Below are 16,401 nucleotides of genomic sequence, written 5' to 3'. Positions count from 1 at the left end.
AAATAGAGCCGACCTTTCCGATCCCCACGCGCCCTTCTGTTGGGCCGCGATACAACATCAAAGCCCATGACCGCACGGATCGAACGACCGCTCTCGCCACACATGCAAGTCTACCGCTGGACGCTGACGATGGCGCTGTCCATCGTCCATCGCGCCACCGGTATCGCCCTTTATGTCGGAACCCTGCTGCTGGTCTGGTGGCTGGTTGCCGCAGCCTCCGGTCCGGCCGCCTATGGCCATGTCCAGGCCTTCGCCGGCAGCATCATCGGCCGGCTGATCGTGTTCGGCTACACCTGGGCGCTGATGCATCATATGCTCAGCGGCATCCGGCATTTCGTGTGGGACCTCGGCTACGGCTTCAAGGCCAATGAGCGGGAAGCGCTGACCTGGGGCGCCCTGATCGGCGGCATCGCTCTGACGGTGCTGATCTGGATCATCGCCTATGCGATTGGAGGCGGCCGATGAGTTTTGACGAATCCCACGGCTCGCCGCAGCGTCCCTCGATGCGCACCCCGCTTGGCCGCGTCCGCAATCTCGGCGCCGCGCATTCGGGCACGTCCGATTTCTGGCGCCAGCGCATCACCGGCGTCGCGATGACGCTGCTGATGATCCCGGTGCTGGTGATCATCATGATGCTGCTCGGCCGCAACCAGGTCGGCGCTGCGCAGATTCTCAGCTCCATTCCTGTCGCGGTGATCCTGCTCCTCTTCATCATCGCCAGCGCCTGGCACATGAAGATCGGCATGCAGGTGGTGATCGAGGACTATGTCCATAACGAGAAGCTGAAGCTCACCGCCATCATGCTCAACAACTTCTTCTCGGTCGCCGTGGCGCTCGCCTCGACCTACGCGATCCTGAAACTGTCATCCGGAGTGTAACCCATGGCCACCACAACGAATGGCTCGGGCAAGGGCGCTCCCGCCACCAACGGCAAAGCCTATCCGATCGAAGACCACACCTATGACGTCGTCGTGGTCGGCGCCGGCGGCGCGGGCCTGCGCGCCGTGGTCGGCTGCAGCGAAGCCGGCCTGCGCACCGCCTGCATCACAAAAGTGTTTCCCACCCGCTCGCACACGGTCGCTGCGCAGGGCGGCATCTCCGCCTCGCTCGGCAACATGCACAAGGACGACTGGCGCTGGCACATGTACGACACCGTCAAGGGGTCGGATTGGCTCGGTGACCAGGACGCGATCGAATACATGGTGCGCAACGCGCCCGACGCGGTCTACGAGCTCGAGCATTGGGGCGTGCCGTTCTCACGCACCGAGGACGGCAAGATCTACCAGCGCCCGTTCGGCGGCATGACGACCGAATTCGGCAAGGCCCAGGCGCAGCGCACCTGCGCCGCCGCCGACCGCACCGGCCACGCCATGCTTCACACGATGTACGGCCAGTCGCTGCGCCACGCGGCCGAGTTCTTCATCGAGTTCTTCGCCATCGACCTGATCATGGACGACCAGGGCACCTGCCGCGGCGTCATCGCGCTCAAGCTCGACGACGGCACGCTGCACCGCTTCCGCGCCCAGACCACGATCCTGGCAACCGGCGGCTACGGCCGCGCCTATGCCTCCTGCACCTCGGCGCATACCTGCACCGGCGACGGCGGCGGCATGGTGCTGCGCGCCGGCCTGCCGATGCAAGACATGGAGTTCGTCCAGTTCCACCCGACCGGCATCTACGGATCGGGCTGTCTCGTCACCGAGGGCGCGCGCGGCGAAGGCGGCTATCTCGTCAACTCCGAGGGCGAGCGCTTCATGGAGCGCTATGCGCCGTCGGCCAAGGATCTCGCCTCGCGTGACGTCGTCTCGCGCGCGATGACCATCGAGATCCGCGAAGGCCGCGGCGTCGGCAAGAAGAAGGACCACATCTTCCTGCACCTCGACCATCTCGATCCCGCGGTGCTGGCCGAACGGCTGCCGGGCATCTCCGAATCCGCAAAGATCTTCGCCAATGTCGACGTGACGCGCGAGCCGATCCCGATCGTGCCGACCGTGCACTACAACATGGGCGGCATCCCCACGAATTATCACGGCGAGGTGCTGACCAAGAAGGATGGCGACGACAACGCCATCATCCCGGGCCTGATGGCGATCGGTGAAGCCGCCTGCGTCTCGGTGCACGGCGCCAACCGCCTCGGCTCCAACTCGCTGATCGACCTCGTCGTGTTCGGCCGCGCCGCGGCGCTCCGCCTCGCCGAGAAGCTCACGCCCAACGCCAAGCAGCCCGAGCTGCCGGCGAACTCGGCTGACCTCGCGCTCGGCCGGCTCGACCATTACCGCTACGCCTCCGGCGGTACGCCGACGGCGAAGCTGCGTGAAGGCATGCAGCACGTGATGCAGAACAATTGCGCGGTGTTCCGCACCGGCGAGGTGTTGAGCGAAGGCCAGAACCTGATCCAGAAGGTCCACAGCGGCATCACCGACATCGCGGTGTCCGACCGCTCGCTGGTGTGGAATTCGGACCTCGTCGAGACGCTCGAATTCGACAATCTGATCTCGCAGGCGGTGGTGACGATGAACTCGGCCGCCAACCGCACCGAGAGCCGCGGCGCTCATGCGCGCGAGGATTTCTCCGAACGCGACGACAAGAACTGGATGAAGCACACGCTGGCCTGGCTGGACGAATCCGGCAAGGTCAAGATCGAGTACCGCCCCGTTCACAACTACACCATGACCAACGACGTGCAGTACATCCCGCCGAAGGCGCGCGTGTATTGATCATTGCTTGTCATTGCCGGGCAAAAGGCGCGAAGCGTCGTCTTCAAACCTGATGACCCGGCAATCCATACTTTAAAGATGGATGCGCGGGTCGAGCCCGCGCATGACGGAAGAACCAGAGGCAGGACTTATGGTTGAATTCGCACTTCCGAAGAACTCCAAGATCACTGGCGGCAAGACCTGGCCGAAGCCCGCGGGCGCCACCGAGCTCCGCGAGTTCAGGGTCTACCGCTGGAATCCGGACGACGGCAAGAATCCGAGCGTCGACATCTATTATGTCGACACCAATGATTGCGGTCCGATGGTGCTGGATGGCCTGATCTGGATCAAGAACCACATCGATCCGTCGCTGACCTTCCGCCGCTCCTGCCGCGAAGGCGTCTGCGGCTCCTGCGCCATGAACATCGACGGCCAGAACACGCTGGCCTGCACGCGCTCGATGCACGACGTGAAGGACGGCGCGGTGAAGATCAACCCGCTGCCGCATCAGCCGGTCGTCAAGGACCTCGTCCCCGACCTGACCAATTTCTACGCGCAGTACGCCTCGGTCGAGCCGTGGCTGAAGACGACCTCGCCGACGCCGCAGAAGGAATGGCGCCAGAGCCACGAGGACCGCGAGAAGCTTGACGGCCTCTACGAGTGCATCCTGTGTGCCTGCTGCTCGACCTCGTGCCCGAGCTATTGGTGGAACAGCGAGCGCTATCTCGGCCCCGCCGCGCTGCTTCAGGCCAACCGCTGGGTGTCCGATTCGCGCGATGAAGCGACCGGCGAGCGGCTCGACAATCTCGAGGACCCGTTCCGCCTCTATCGCTGCCACACCATCATGAACTGCGCCAAGGCCTGCCCGAAGGGCCTGAACCCCGCGGAAGCCATCGCCGAACTCAAGCTCAAGATGGTCGAGCGCCAGATCTGAGTCGAAATTGATGGTCCCGCCCCGGCCGGGCTGGCCGGGGTATGCTGCAATCGCACGCAATTCGAGGAGAATTTTCTCCAACCCGCTGCGCGCGCAAATTTTCGATCCACAACCAAAGGTTCCAGCAGAAGCTGCTTCCTTCCCTGCGCGTGATTCAGTTAAGCTCCGGCCAGGGACGGAGCGACTGTGCAGAGGGCGCAACGCAATTCGCTGAAACTGTTGCAGTGGATGATGGCGGCATCCCTGGCGCTGCCGATTGCGCTGTTCGCCATCGCCGCCGCGATCTCCTACACATCGACGAATGACATCGCCGACCGCGAGATCGAGCGCACCCTCGACGTCGCGCATGAGCATGCGCTCAAGGTATTTGAAACCATCGACCGCAGCCTTGCCGAGCTCAACGAGGTCGTGCGCAGCCTTCCCGACGAAACCATCCGCGTGCGCGAACCGGCTTTGCACCGTCGCCTGAAGCGGCTGACCGATTCGCTGCCGCAGCTCAAATCGGCCTGGATCTTCAATGCGGACGGAAAAGCGCTGGTCAACAGCCTCGTCTCGCCGCCGCCGGAGCTGAGCTTTGCGGACCGCGATTACTTCTATGCCCACGTCGACCAGAGCATCGGCACCTTCATCGGGACGGCGCTGACGCCACGCCCGCCCTATCAGGGCGCCCGCTTCTTCGGCGTGAGCCGGCGCCGCGATGCCGACGACGGCCGCTTCATCGGCGTGATCCAGGCCTCGGTCCTGCCGGAATATTTCGAGAGCTTTTATGCCAGGATCGGCTCCGATCCCGGCAGCTTCTTCGCAATGGGACGCACGGACGGCGCACTGCTCGCGCATTTCCCGCGGCTCGACCACGACCTGCGGCTCGATCCGGGTGGTCCGGTTGGCCAAAAGATCGCGACAAGCCCCGAGCACGGCCTCATGACCATCGCCTGGCCGTTGGACGGGATTGAGCGCCGCATCGGCTACCGGCGCATCGCCGAATATCCGATCTATGTCAGCGCCGGGCTCGAAAGCTCGGCCATCCGGGCACGCTGGTTCGCCACCATGGGCCAGCATCTGGTGTTCGGCATTCCCGCGACGGCGCTGCTGTTCCTGCTGCTCGCCTTCGCGTTCCGCCGCACCCAGCATCTCCAGGCCGAGGCCGCAGCGCGGCGAGAAGCCGAGGACGCGCTCAAGCACAGTCAGCGCCTGGAGGCGCTCGGGCAACTCACCGGCGGCGTCGCGCACGACTTCAACAATCTGCTGACGGTGATCCGCGCCTCGGTCGACCTGCTGAATCGCCCGCAACTGACCGAGGAGCGGCGGCAGCGCTACATCACGGCCATCGCGGACGCAGTTGCGCGCGCCGCCAAGCTGACCTCGCAGCTCCTCGCCTTCGCGCGGCGCCAGACCTTGAAGCCGGAAGTGTTCGATGTCGGACAGCGGATGCAGTCGCTGCATGACATGCTGGCAACGCTGCTCGGGCCCGCCATCGAGATCGTCACGCGGCTGCCGGCCGAGCCCTGCCTCGTCAACGCCGATGCCGGCCAGTTCGAGACGGCGCTGATCAACATGGCGACCAATGCGCGCGATGCCATGCAGGGCAAGGGCAGGATCACCTTCGAGGTCGAGGCCGCGACGACCATTCCGGATACGCTGGCCCCCGGCGCCCATGGCTACATAAGCGTCACCGTCCGCGACACCGGGATCGGCATTCCTGCGGCGCGGCTCGGGCGCATCTTCGAGCCGTTCTTCACCACCAAGCAGGTCGGCCACGGCACCGGTCTCGGCCTGTCCCAGGTGTTCGGTTTCGCCCGGCAATCCGGCGGCGAGGTGACGGTCACGAGCGAGGTGGGACAAGGCAGCACCTTCTCGCTCTATCTGCCGCGCGTGCCGCTGGAGCTGCGGCCGCAGCGGCAGGCGCCGAGCACGGCGCCGGCGGTGGCCGGCAGCGGCATGTCGGTGCTGGTGGTCGAGGACAACATCGAGCTCGCCAATTTTGCCGCCGACGGGCTGACCGAGCTCGGTTACAGCATCACGCTGGTCGACAATGCGACCGATGCGCTTGCCGAGCTCGTCGTGGACGCCGATCGTTTCGACGTCGTGTTCTCGGACGTGGTGATGCCTGGGATGACCGGGCTCGACCTGGCGCAGGCGGTCCGCGACCGTGGCATCGGCGTGCCGGTCGTGCTGACCACGGGCTACAGCCAGGCTCTATCCCAGGATGGCGCCGCCGAGTTCGATCTCGTGCAGAAGCCCTATTCGATCGAAGAATTGTCGCGCGTGCTCCACCGGACCGCCCGGCTGCGGCGCGTCCGGGACGGCGCTGCCGAATGAATCGGCGCGCTCGGAACCCAAGGGAACCGTTTGATTTCCTTTGCGTTGTCGGCCCATGCACAAGCCGGCTGCGAAGCGCGAACAGGGCAAGAATCCGCCCATTGTCGAGATCAAAGGCGAGAACGGCGATGACGTGGCGCCGCCGCCGCCCGAGCTGCTCGAACCGGACCCCGAACTGTCGCCCGAAGAAGCCGAGCAGGCCCGCAAGGACTATCTGCTGACGCGCTTCTGGATCAGCGCGCGCGGCTTCTGGGGCCGCAACGGCGATCGCATGGCCTGGCCGTTCTCGATCGGCCTCGGCATCCTGATCGTCCTGACCGTCGGCTTCCAATACGGCATCAACGTCTGGAATCGCGCGATCTTCGACGCCATCGAGAAGCGCGATGCGACGAGCGTCTTCCATCTCACGGCGCTGTTCTTCCCGCTCGCAATCGGCAGCATCGTGCTCGGCGTCGCCCAGGTGTTCGCGCGGATGAGCATCCAGCGGCGCTGGCGAGCCTGGCTCACGAGCAGCGTGCTGACGCGCTGGCTCGCCAACGGCCGCTATTATCAGCTTAACCTCGTCGGCGGCGATCACAAGAATCCCGAATACCGCATCGCCGAGGATCTGCGCATTGCGACCGACTCGCCGGTCGATTTCCTCGCCGGCGTCACGTCCGCGCTGCTGTCGGCCGTGACCTTCATCATCGTGCTCTGGACCATCGGCGGCGCACTCACCGTCAGGCTCGGCGGCTCAAGCCTCACCATTCCCGGATTCCTGGTGATCGCCGCGATCCTCTACGCCGCGACCGCCTCCAGCTCGATCCTGGTGATCGGCCGCCGCTTCGTGCAGGTCTCCGAGGACAAGAACCAGGCCGAAGCCGATTTCCGCTACACGCTGACGCGCGTGCGCGAACATGGCGAGAGCATCGCGCTGCTCGGCGGCGAACAGGAGGAGCGCGACGGCATCGACCGCAATTTCACCAGCGTGCTTCGGCAATGGGCGCGCCTGGCCGGACAGCACATGCGGACGACGCTTGTCTCGCAGGGCTCCAGCCTCGTCGCGCCCGTGGTCCCCCTCCTGCTCTGTGCGCCAAAATTCCTCGACGGCAGCATGACGCTGGGACAGGTCATGCAGGCGGCCTCCGCCTTCACCATCGTGCAGAGCGCGTTCGGCTGGCTGGTCGACAATTATCCGCGCCTCGCCGACTGGAATGCCTGCGCGCGGCGCATCGCCTCACTGATGATGTCGCTCGACGGTCTCGAACGTGCCGAGCAAGGCGATGGGCTTGGCCGCATCAAGCGCGGCGAGACCAGCAATGACGCCATGCTGGAGTTGAAAGACCTTTCTGTCACGCTGGACGACGGCACCGCCGTGGTCGGCGAGACCGAGGTGGTGATCGAGCCGGGCGAGCGGCTTCTGGTCGCCGGCGAATCCGGCACCGGCAAGAGCACGCTGGTGCGCGCCATTGCGGGGTTATGGCCGTGGGGCGGCGGCAGCGTCAATTTCCATCCCGACCGGCGGCTGTTCATGCTGCCGCAGCGGCCCTACGTACCCTCAGGATCGCTGCGCCGCGCGGTGGCCTATCCCGGCGCCGCTGACGATTGGACGATCGAGGAGATCGGCAAGGCCCTGCGCAAGGTCGGCCTCGATCACCTCAAGGAGAAGATCGAGGAGGAGGCGCCGTGGGACCAGACGCTATCAGGCGGCGAGAAGCAGCGCCTCGCATTTGCGCGGCTGCTGCTGCACAGTCCCGACATCATCGTGCTCGACGAGGCCACATCCGCGCTCGACGAGAAGAGCCAGGACAAGATGATGAAGATGGTCACCGACGAGCTGCCGAAGGCGACCATCGTCAGCGTCGCACATCGCGCCGAGCTGGAGGCTTTCCACAGCCGCAAGATTGTGCTGGAGCGCCGCAAGGGCGGCGCCAAGCTCGTCAGCGACGTCGAACTGATCCCGCGCAAGGGCAAGCGCAGGCTGCTCGGCCGCTTCCTGCGCCAGCGCATGGCCCCGCCGAAGAAGGCGGCGTGACTCTCGGTTCGCCGTCCCGGCCGTAATCGCCCGCATCGAGCGTTGGAGTCCCTCGCAAAACCGGCTATGCATGCGCCGCTTGCAATGAGGACCGCCTGCTTGACGACCGACAACGCCCCTTCGTCCGCGCCGTTCGGCGCCTTTGCGCCGAATGCGGCGCAGGCCGCTCTCATTCGCCTGGCCCAACAGTCCGGGCTGAAGCGCGGCGCGTTCCGGCCCTGGATGTCGCGGCTGGTCAACCTGCTGCGCGGCGGCCCGGTCGACGTGCAATATCAGGGCGCTTCGTTCCGCTTCTATCACCAGGGCAGCGCGACCGAGCGCGGTGCGCTGTTCAATCCCGACTACAATCTCGACGAGCTCGATTTCCTGCGTGAGCACACCCCGGCGGGCGGCACATTCGTCGACGTCGGCGCCAATGTCGGCACGTTTGCGCTGGTGATGGCGCGGCAGGTCGGCACCAAAGGCAAGGTCGTGGCGATCGAGCCGCATCCGACGACGTTTGCGCGGCTCGCGTTCAATCACGCCGCATCGAACGCGACGCAGGTGCGCCTGGTGCAGGCCGCTGCCGGTGACAGCGACGGCGAATTGATGATCGAGAGCGGCGGCGGTAATCTCGGTGCCACGCACGTCGTCACCGGCACGGCGAGCGCTGATGCGATCAAGGTCCCCTCGCTGCGCCTGACCCGTATCCTCGACGAGGCTGGCGTCACGCAGATCGATTCGCTCAAGATCGACGTCGAAGGCTTCGAGGACCGCGTGCTGATCCGCTTCTTCCGCGACGCGCCGCTATCGCTGTGGCCCCGCGCCGTGGTAATCGAACACCTGTCACAAAACGAATGGCAGCAGGATTGTATTGCCGACATGGTGGCGCGCGGCTTTGCCATCGCGCGCAAGACGCGCAGCAATACGTTCCTGTCGCGCTGACAGGGACGAACAACGGAGGTTGCGATGCTGGATCACATGGGATTCTCGGTCTCCGACTATGAGCGCGCCAAGGCGTTCTATGCCAAGGCGCTGGCGCCGCTCGGTTACAGCCTGATCATGGAAGTGACGGCAGAGCAAACCGGGCACGCCGCAGCCGCAGGGTTCGGCGCCGACGGCAAGCCGGATTTCTGGTTCGGCGGCCAAGGCGCGATGAACAAGCCGGTGCACGTCGCGATCGCAGCCAAGGACCGCGCCACGGTGGACGCGTTCTACAAGGCGGCGATAGCGGCGGGCGGACGCGACAACGGGCCGCCCGGCATCCGCCCGCATTATCATGCGAACTATTACGGCGCCTTCGTGCTCGATCCCGACGGGCACAACATCGAGGCCGTCTGCCACGCACCGGAATAAGCCGCGCTCCACACCCGCGAACAGGGAACATCGGCACGGCATCATCGTTATCGTCCTCTGGGCCATTGATCACGAAGGTGCCGATGCCAATCGAGCCGCCAGAGATTCCACCGACAACACCGGGCACTCCAACCGAGCCGCCTCCTGGAATTCCGCCGGGCAATCCGCAGCCCGACATCACGCCGCCGATGCGCGAGCCCGGCGAAACACCGCGGCCGGATGAATTGCCCGGCCATGTTCCCGAAGAGATTCCACGACGCGGGCCGAACGGACCGCTCACGCCCAATCCCGCGACGGATGCGCGTTCGCCACGGCATCACACATGAGGCGAGCGATCACATGCGGGGCGATTGCAACATGCGTCTGAATGCGCAATGAACGTCGTCATAGCGAAGTTATTTGCGTGCAGAAATAAATCGGGCCCCGACTGCTTGGCCCGCCACATTCCGGCCTAACGCGTAGCTGTTCATCCCAACACTTCGTCAAAGAACCTTCCGGGGAAGTTCACCACCATGACCAACCTTCGTCTCGTGCTGCTTGCAACGACGGCTCTGACCGCGATGCAATTCGCAAGCTCCGCATCGCATGCGCAAAGTGCGCCGCCGCTCGTCGTCGCGCAGGCCCAGCCACAAGAGACTGGCCCTGACGGAAAACCGAAGCAGCCTCCGAAGGGACCGCCAGCGGCCGCGCCGCCTGCAGCGCCCGCGCGCCCGGCCGCACCGCCGCCCGCGGCTGCACCGCCCCATCCACCCGCCGCGCCGCCGCCCGCCGCCGCACCGCCGCGCCCGACAGCGCCGCCTCCGCCTCCACCTGCGGCCCGTCCGGCTCCGCCGCCGCCACCTCCGCCGGCTGCCGCACCGAAGCAGCCTTCGCCGCCGCCGGCTGCGGCGCCACAGCAGCATGCGCCGACACCGCCCCCTCCGGCACCGCCTGCAGCACGTCCGGCTCCCACGCCGCCTCCCGCCGCAGCTCCGCAGCAGCATGCGCCGACGCCACCGCCGCCTGCAGCTCGCCCGACACCAACGCCGCCTCCTGCCGCGCAGCCGCATACGCCGCCTCCGGCACCGTCCGGCGCACGCCCGGCGCCGACGCCACCGGCCCCGCCCGCAGCAGCGCCTCAAGGCCGCCCGACGGCGACGCCTTCGCCTTCGCCCGCAGCGCCGCCGGCACGACCTGGCGCGCCTGCCCCGACCGCCGCGCCTGCACCGACTGCGTCACCAGCCCCGACGCCTGCGCCGACCGCGACGCCGGCTCCCGGGAGCACGCCCGGCGCGCCGCCGGCTGGACGCCCGGGTGCGCCGCCGCCGGGACGCCCGGGCGCGCCACCGGCTGCAGGATCGCCAGCTCCCGGCGCAACGCCCGCTCCAACGGCGACACCGTCACCAGGCGCCGGCACCCCGACGCCGCTGCCCGGACGTCCCGGTGCAGCATCGACGCCTGCTCCCGGCGCAACACCAGCCCCGGGCGCGACACCAACGCCTGGCCCTCAGGGCGGTACGCCGCCTGCGGGTGCGCCCGCTGCCGGAGCTCCGCCCGCGTCGCCGCAAGCCGGCGCCCCGGCCCGGCCGCCGGCGCCTCCCGCCGGTGCCGCGGCGCCAAGTGTCGTCCCTGGCACGGCAGCCGCAGCACCACCGCCGAACCGGGCGCAATACGCTCCGCCCACGGTTGCGCCGGCCTTCCGGGCCGCGCCCACCGTAGCAGCACCATTGCCGCCTCCGCCGCGTCCGCCGCAGCGTGACCTGACGCCGCTCGCGATCGGCGCAGGCGTGGTGGCCGGCGTCGCGATCGGCGCCACCATCGCCGACCTCCACAACCAGCGGCGTGAGGTCGTCGAAGGCGGCCGTACCGTCTATACCGAGCCGGATCGCATCATCATCCGCGATCCGGGCGGGCAGGCCTATGTCCGCGGCAACGATCTCTATCGCTTCCGCTACGGCGCCCGCGACATCCGCACCGACACAGTCGGCGGCGAAACCCGCACCGTCGTGGTCCGCCCTGACGGCAGCGAGGTGATCACCGTGGTCGGTGCGGACGGTTCGCTGCTGCGCCGAATCCGCAGGGATCCCGGCGGGCGCGAGATCGTCATCATCGACAACAGCTACCGGGATCCGCGCGCGATCGGCGGGTTCTATGTCGACGTGCCGCCGCCGGTGGTCAACATTCCCTATGATCGCTACATCGTCGATGCCCAGGAGGCGTCGCCGGACGTGATCTACGCGACCATGCAGGCACCGCCGGTGCAGCGGATCGATCGGCGTTACTCGCTCGACGAGATCCGCTACAGCCCCAATGTTCGCATGCAGATGCCGAGCATCGACGTCAACACGATCAACTTCGAGACCGGATCGTGGACCATCCCGCCGGACCAGGCGGCACGGCTGCAGGTGATCGCCGACGGCCTCAACCAGGCGATTCAGCGCAACCCGCGCGAGGTGTTCCTGATCGAGGGACATACTGACGCGGTCGGCAACGAGGTCGACAATCTATCGCTGTCGGACCGCCGCGCGCAGTCGGCGGCCGAATTGCTGACGCAGCAATTCGGTGTGCCCGCGGAGAACCTGACGTCGCAAGGCTACGGCGAGCAGTATCTGAAGGAGCAGACGCAAGGGCCGAGCCTGATCAACCGGCGCGTCACCATCCGCCGCATCACACCGCTGCTCAATGGCGGCCAGGCCTCGCTGCCGCCGCCCCCGCCCGGCACCGCGCCGCCGCGCTGAGACGAAGCATACGAACGCAAATGGCCGGGAGCGATCCCGGCCATTTTTGTTTGGACAGCATCGCCGCTACGGCCGAGCGGCCAGCCCAAGCGCGTCGACCATGAGGCGAAAGACCTCGGTATTGTCCATCGAACCGCGCACACCATCGTTGCCTGGCCCTGCCGCCGTGAGGATGACGTCCTCACCCGAATGCACACTGGCGCCGATCATCGCCGGCAGATTGCCCGGGCGCAGCACGACGCCTGGAACATCCTTGTATTTGTCGTTGGCCTTGAAGGTCCCGTCCTCGCCACCCTTCACGGTCGGCTCGTTGGGATTGTCGAGCTTCGGGCGGAACGTCTCGTAATGGTCCGGCAGACTGGCCGAGAAGATGGCGAGCCGCCGGCTCACGTCCACGCGTGCCGGATAGCCCTCCGCATCCGCAGCCGGATAATTGGGAAATCCGGCCTGCTCGTAGACGCCGACGCGCTCGCGCAGCGGCACGTTGGCCGCAGTGCCCATGTCATCATTCACCGTACCGACGAGGCTGTTGGGATGATTGTGGTCCGCCACCACCAGAATGAGGGTGTCGTCGCCACGCGCATGCGCCCATTCACGTGTCTGGCGCACAGCATTGTCGAGCATGATCGTGTCGTAGACGGCTCGCTCCATGTCGAGCAAATGCGCGTATTTGTCGATCATCCCGGACTCGACCATCAGGAAGAAACCGGCCTCATTCCGCGACAAGAGTTTCAGCGCCGCCTGCACCTGCTCGGTCAGGTCGGGCTGCTCGGGGAATTTCCTGACGCCGCCGCCCTTCAGGAATTTGCGGTCCAGTGCGCCGTCCATGTTTCCCGTGGCGAAGAGGCCGAGCAGCTTGCCCGTCTCCGGCTTGGCCGCGAAAGCGCCGAGCTCACGCGCGGTCGTCGCCACCTGATAGCCTGCATCGCGAAACTTCGCGATGTAATCGGTCTCGTCCTTGCGTTTCGAGCCGGCGGCGGATTTCGGCAGAAAATTTGCGCTGCCGCCGCCCATCAGCACATCCGGCTTCGCCGCGAAGAATTGCTCGACGATCTCGTCATAGGCGGCGCGCCGGCGGGTGTGCGCAAGCATCGCCGCCGGCGTCGCGTCCTCGATCTCGGTATTGGTGACGATACCGATCGCCATGTCGAGCCGCCTCCTGGCGAGGCTCGTGATGGTTTCGACCCGGGGATCGTCAAACGGGCTTGCGGTGCGATCCGCATAGACGCCCAAAGCGTTGACGGCGCTCTTGTGCCCGGTCGCATAAGCGCTGGCCGAATTCGCGGAGTCCGTGATGATCGAGTCCGAGCCCGCAGTCGCCACCAGTGCCATGTGAGGCATGTCGTCGATGGCGAGCTTGCCGCGGCTCTTGCCCTCCGAAATGCCCTTGGACAGGATGCGGGCTGCGACCCGATGCGCCGGCGACATGCCATCACCGATGAACAGGATGACGTTCTTCGCCTTGCGCGGACCCGTGTCGTAGACCGTCCATGTGACGCTGCGCTGGCGCGTGCCGTCGCTCACGTCCACGGCAACGCTGCCGGGCGTGGTCAGTGTAACGTCGCGCAGGACCAGGGCCGACTGTTCCTCGCCGTCCTCGCGATCGACGAAAGTCCCGGAGCGGCCGAACGCGATTGCGTAATCTGCGCCGTTCACCGTCACCTTCAACTTGGCCGGGTCAACCGGCCCGGGGAGTTCGACCTTGAAATCGAATTGAGCTCCGGCCAGGATCTCGGCACGATCAATCGGATAGATCGTCTGCGCCGACACTGGCGTTGTCCAAAGAAGGACGATGAGAGAGGCGACGGCCGACTGCTTGACCATGTTCGATGCTCCGCGCTGCCCATTCCGGGGAAGCAAGGAGCCTAGCGGCCGTCAATGACACCGTCATTATGTCGTGCATCGCCCGATCGGGGCGACAAAGAGCTCAATCCTTGTCGCTCTCCAGCCGGAAAATCTGCGAGCCTTCGCTGCCCGACAGCAGCCCGGTGTCGCTGTAGAGTTTCAGCTTGGTGCGCGTGTCGGCGATGTCGAGGTTGCGCATGGTGAGCTGGCCGATTCGGTCGGCCGGCGTGAAGGCGGCGTCCTCGACCTTCTCCATGCTGAGCCGCTCGGGCGCGTAGGTGAGATTGGGGCTCTCGGTGTTGAGGATCGAGTAGTCGTTACCGCGGCGCAGCTCCAGCGTGACTTCGCCGGTCACGGCGCGCGCGACCCAGCGCTGCGCGGTCTCGCGCAGCATCAGGGCCTGCGAGTCGAACCAGCGGCCCTGATAGAGCAGCCGGCCGAGGCGCATGCCGCTGATGCGGTACTGCTCGATGGTGTCCTCGTTGTGGATGCCGGTGACGAGGCGCTCATAGGCGATGTGCAAGAGCGCCATGCCGGGCGCCTCATAGATGCCGCGGCTCTTGGCTTCGATGATGCGGTTCTCGATCTGGTCGCTCATGCCGAGGCCGTGGCGGCCGCCGATGGCGTTGGCCTCGAGGAACAGCGCGACGGCATCAGAGAAGGTCTGGCCGTTGAGCGCAACCGGCTGGCCTTCCTCGAAACGCACCACGACCTTCTCGGCCTTGACGGCGCAGTCGTCGCGCCAGAACGGCACGCCCATGATCGGGTTGACGATCTTGATGCCGCTGTCGAGGCTCTCGAGATCCTTGGCCTCGTGCGTGGCGCCGAGCAGATTGCTATCGGTCGAATAGGCCTTCTCGGCGCTCATCTTGTAGGCAAAGCCCTGGGCTGTCATGAACGCCGACATCTCGGCGCGGCCGCCGAGCTCGTCGATGAACTGCTGGTCGAGCCAGGGCTTGTAGATCTTCAGGCCCGGATTGGTCAGCAGGCCGAAGCGGTAGAAGCGCTCGATGTCGTTGCCCTTGAAGGTCGAGCCGTCGCCCCAGATGTTGACGCCGTCCTCCTTCATCGCCGCGACCAGCATCGTGCCGGTGACGGCGCGCCCCAGAGGCGTGGTGTTGAAATAGGTGATGCCGCCGGTTGAGATATGGAAGGCGCCCGACTGGATCGCGGCGATGCCTTCGTGGACGAGTTGCGTGCGGCAATCGACCAGCCGGGCCTTCTCGGCGCCGAACTCCATCGCCTTGCGCGGAATCTCGTTGTAGTCGGCTTCATCAGGCTGGCCGAGATTGGCGGTGTAGGCGTAGCAGCGTGCGCCCTTCTGCTTCATCCAGAGCAGCGCCGCAGAGGTGTCGAGGCCGCCCGAAAAAGCAATGCCGACTTTCTCACCCTTGGGCAGGCTTTTCAGGATCGTGGTCATGGTGCTTCCAATCGGGTCTCAAGGGCTGATGTCGGGGCGGGTTTGACCCGCGCGAATATCAAATTTCGCAGGGGTGGGCACGCATTTAATATAATAGCTCAAACCGAGGGCTCGGGACCGGTCTTGCGCCCGAACAGGCGCTGGCGGATCCGGTAGGCGGGCATGTTCAGCCGCGTCAGGGCGGCGTCGACCGCCTCATCTGAAAACCGTGTCCGCGGCCAGCGGTAGATCAGCGCGTAGGCGAACCAGATCACCACAAAGGTCACGAGGCCCGCAATCGAGACATCGGTGAAGAAGTGCCCGCCGAAGGCCATGCGCAGCCCGCTCGTGACAGCGCCAAAGATCACGGCTCCAGCATAGGCCAGCGGACGCCACGCCGGCGGCGCCAGCGCGGCCGGCGCCAGCGTCCAGAATGCCGTCGCGCCTTCGCCGGAGAAGAACGAGCAGTTGCGCGCGCAACCGCCGCGCGGATCCCACCACGGTACGAATTGCTGATCGCCGGCGAACTCGGTCACCACCACCGGACGCGGGCGGCCCCAATAGGTCTTGAAGGTGAGGTTGGTCAGAATGCCGGCCGACAGGATGATCGTGACCAGCAGGAACACGATCGCGCGCCCAGATACCATCAAGGGACGATCGGGCCTGATCATCTTGACCACGAGCGCCACGAGCGACGGCAGCACGAAGGCCCAGGCGACCCACATCGCAGCATCACGCGCGACGCCGGCCCAGCCATTCAGCTTGAGCGGAAAGGTTTTCGTTTCGCCGTCGAAGAAGAGCGACGCGAGCTTGAGGTCGAGCTCGGGATAGAGGCCGAAGACAAGGCCGATCACGAGCCACAGCGAAAGGGCGATGAAGAGTCCGGTCCGGTTCATGGCGCGCGGTTTAGCGGAGCAGGGCGGAGATGAAAACCCCAACGGCGGTCCTGAGCAACCGGCGACATGGGTAACAGTTCAAACCGACGACATGGGTAACACAATTCTCGTTTCGTTCAGGCCTGCTGTTGTTGGGGCTGTGGACCTTGGGGGCAACGCGCAGCGTTGTCCCCAAGGTCCACAGCGCTTTGGCGTTCTTAATTGATCCGCCCGATAAGCAATGGTGCCGAGCGTGACCGGGCCGTA

13 protein-coding genes are annotated in these 16,401 nt (G+C 66.0%); 10 read left to right on the top strand and 3 right to left on the bottom strand.

Annotated elements, in window-relative coordinates; all coding sequences use genetic code 11:
* Positions 1 to 66 precede the first annotated feature (66 nt).
* The 10 genes from sdhC to IVA78_RS01610 all read left to right on the top strand — a co-directional run bounded on the left by sdhC (position 67) and on the right by IVA78_RS01610 (position 12,015).
* Positions 67 to 465: a succinate dehydrogenase, cytochrome b556 subunit gene (sdhC, locus tag IVA78_RS01655; protein WP_247299897.1), complete on the top strand. Its 399-nt coding sequence runs from the start codon at positions 67 to 69 to the stop codon at positions 463 to 465.
* On the top strand, positions 462 to 878 hold the full coding sequence (gene sdhD, locus IVA78_RS01650) for a succinate dehydrogenase, hydrophobic membrane anchor protein (RefSeq protein ID WP_247276140.1): 417 nt from the start codon (positions 462 to 464) through the stop codon (positions 876 to 878). Before sdhC ends, sdhD begins: the two co-directional genes overlap by 4 nt.
* Positions 879 to 881: 3 nt before the next feature.
* Complete coding sequence (gene sdhA, locus IVA78_RS01645; RefSeq protein ID WP_247299894.1) at positions 882 to 2,717, top strand: succinate dehydrogenase flavoprotein subunit; 1,836 nt, start codon at positions 882 to 884, stop codon at positions 2,715 to 2,717.
* A gap of 130 nt (positions 2,718 to 2,847) precedes the next feature.
* The gene (locus IVA78_RS01640; RefSeq protein WP_247463944.1) at positions 2,848 to 3,630 is read left to right on the top strand and encodes a succinate dehydrogenase iron-sulfur subunit; all 783 of its coding nucleotides are present in this window, start codon (positions 2,848 to 2,850) and stop codon (positions 3,628 to 3,630) included.
* A gap of 186 nt (positions 3,631 to 3,816) precedes the next feature.
* Positions 3,817 to 5,949 (top strand): hybrid sensor histidine kinase/response regulator, encoded by a 2,133-nt coding sequence (locus IVA78_RS01635; RefSeq protein ID WP_247463869.1) that lies wholly within the window; start codon positions 3,817 to 3,819, stop codon positions 5,947 to 5,949.
* Positions 5,950 to 6,004: 55 nt separating this feature from the next.
* Positions 6,005 to 7,963: an ABC transporter ATP-binding protein/permease gene (locus IVA78_RS01630; RefSeq protein WP_247463867.1), complete on the top strand. Its 1,959-nt coding sequence runs from the start codon at positions 6,005 to 6,007 to the stop codon at positions 7,961 to 7,963.
* 99 nt (positions 7,964 to 8,062) lie between these two features.
* Complete coding sequence (locus IVA78_RS01625) at positions 8,063 to 8,887, top strand: FkbM family methyltransferase (protein ID WP_247463864.1); 825 nt, start codon at positions 8,063 to 8,065, stop codon at positions 8,885 to 8,887.
* A 24-nt stretch (positions 8,888 to 8,911) separates the two neighbouring features.
* Entirely contained in the window at positions 8,912 to 9,298 is a 387-nt protein-coding gene (locus tag IVA78_RS01620) for a VOC family protein (protein ID WP_247421283.1), read from the top strand.
* A gap of 83 nt (positions 9,299 to 9,381) precedes the next feature.
* The gene (locus tag IVA78_RS01615; protein ID WP_247463861.1) at positions 9,382 to 9,624 is read left to right on the top strand and encodes a hypothetical protein; all 243 of its coding nucleotides are present in this window, start codon (positions 9,382 to 9,384) and stop codon (positions 9,622 to 9,624) included.
* Between the two features lie 186 nt (positions 9,625 to 9,810).
* A complete protein-coding gene (locus IVA78_RS01610) occupies positions 9,811 to 12,015 on the top strand; it encodes an OmpA family protein (RefSeq protein WP_247463857.1) in 2,205 nt (734 codons plus the stop codon).
* 66 nt (positions 12,016 to 12,081) lie between these two features.
* Here IVA78_RS01610 and IVA78_RS01605 read toward each other — a convergent pair whose 3' ends face one another.
* The 3 genes from IVA78_RS01605 to IVA78_RS01595 all read right to left on the bottom strand — a co-directional run bounded on the left by IVA78_RS01605 (position 12,082) and on the right by IVA78_RS01595 (position 16,155).
* The gene (locus tag IVA78_RS01605; RefSeq protein ID WP_247463854.1) at positions 12,082 to 13,839 is read right to left on the bottom strand and encodes an alkaline phosphatase; all 1,758 of its coding nucleotides are present in this window, start codon (positions 13,837 to 13,839) and stop codon (positions 12,082 to 12,084) included.
* 103 nt (positions 13,840 to 13,942) lie between these two features.
* Positions 13,943 to 15,280 carry an argininosuccinate synthase gene (argG, locus tag IVA78_RS01600; RefSeq protein WP_247463851.1) on the bottom strand — a complete coding sequence of 446 codons (1,338 nt, stop codon included), beginning with the start codon at positions 15,278 to 15,280 and terminating at the stop codon, positions 13,943 to 13,945.
* Between the two features lie 98 nt (positions 15,281 to 15,378).
* Positions 15,379 to 16,155, bottom strand: a complete 777-nt coding sequence (locus IVA78_RS01595) for a phosphatase PAP2 family protein (RefSeq protein WP_247276129.1) — start codon at positions 16,153 to 16,155, stop codon at positions 15,379 to 15,381.
* Positions 16,156 to 16,401 lie beyond the last annotated feature (246 nt).

Origin of the sequence: Bradyrhizobium sp. 137 (assembly GCF_023074095.1) — a bacterium.
In the GTDB taxonomy this organism is placed as follows: Bacteria; Pseudomonadota; Alphaproteobacteria; order Rhizobiales; family Xanthobacteraceae; genus Bradyrhizobium.
The sequence above is the reverse complement of the archived record's forward strand: the minus strand, read 5'-3'. Positions and strand labels throughout refer to the sequence as shown.

Coding starts and splice junctions, on each gene's coding strand:
- sdhC (WP_247299897.1), top strand. CDS start 67: ATGACCGCACGGATCGAACGACCGCTCTCGCCACACATGCAAGTCTAC.
- sdhD (WP_247276140.1), top strand. CDS start 462: ATGAGTTTTGACGAATCCCACGGCTCGCCGCAGCGTCCCTCGATGCGC.
- sdhA (WP_247299894.1), top strand. CDS start 882: ATGGCCACCACAACGAATGGCTCGGGCAAGGGCGCTCCCGCCACCAAC.
- IVA78_RS01640 (WP_247463944.1), top strand. CDS start 2,848: ATGGTTGAATTCGCACTTCCGAAGAACTCCAAGATCACTGGCGGCAAG.
- IVA78_RS01630 (WP_247463867.1), top strand. CDS start 6,005: ATGCACAAGCCGGCTGCGAAGCGCGAACAGGGCAAGAATCCGCCCATT.
- IVA78_RS01620 (WP_247421283.1), top strand. CDS start 8,912: ATGCTGGATCACATGGGATTCTCGGTCTCCGACTATGAGCGCGCCAAG.
- IVA78_RS01615 (WP_247463861.1), top strand. CDS start 9,382: ATGCCAATCGAGCCGCCAGAGATTCCACCGACAACACCGGGCACTCCA.
- IVA78_RS01610 (WP_247463857.1), top strand. CDS start 9,811: ATGACCAACCTTCGTCTCGTGCTGCTTGCAACGACGGCTCTGACCGCG.
- IVA78_RS01605 (WP_247463854.1), bottom strand. CDS start 13,839: ATGGTCAAGCAGTCGGCCGTCGCCTCTCTCATCGTCCTTCTTTGGACA.
- argG (WP_247463851.1), bottom strand. CDS start 15,280: ATGACCACGATCCTGAAAAGCCTGCCCAAGGGTGAGAAAGTCGGCATT.
- IVA78_RS01595 (WP_247276129.1), bottom strand. CDS start 16,155: ATGAACCGGACCGGACTCTTCATCGCCCTTTCGCTGTGGCTCGTGATC.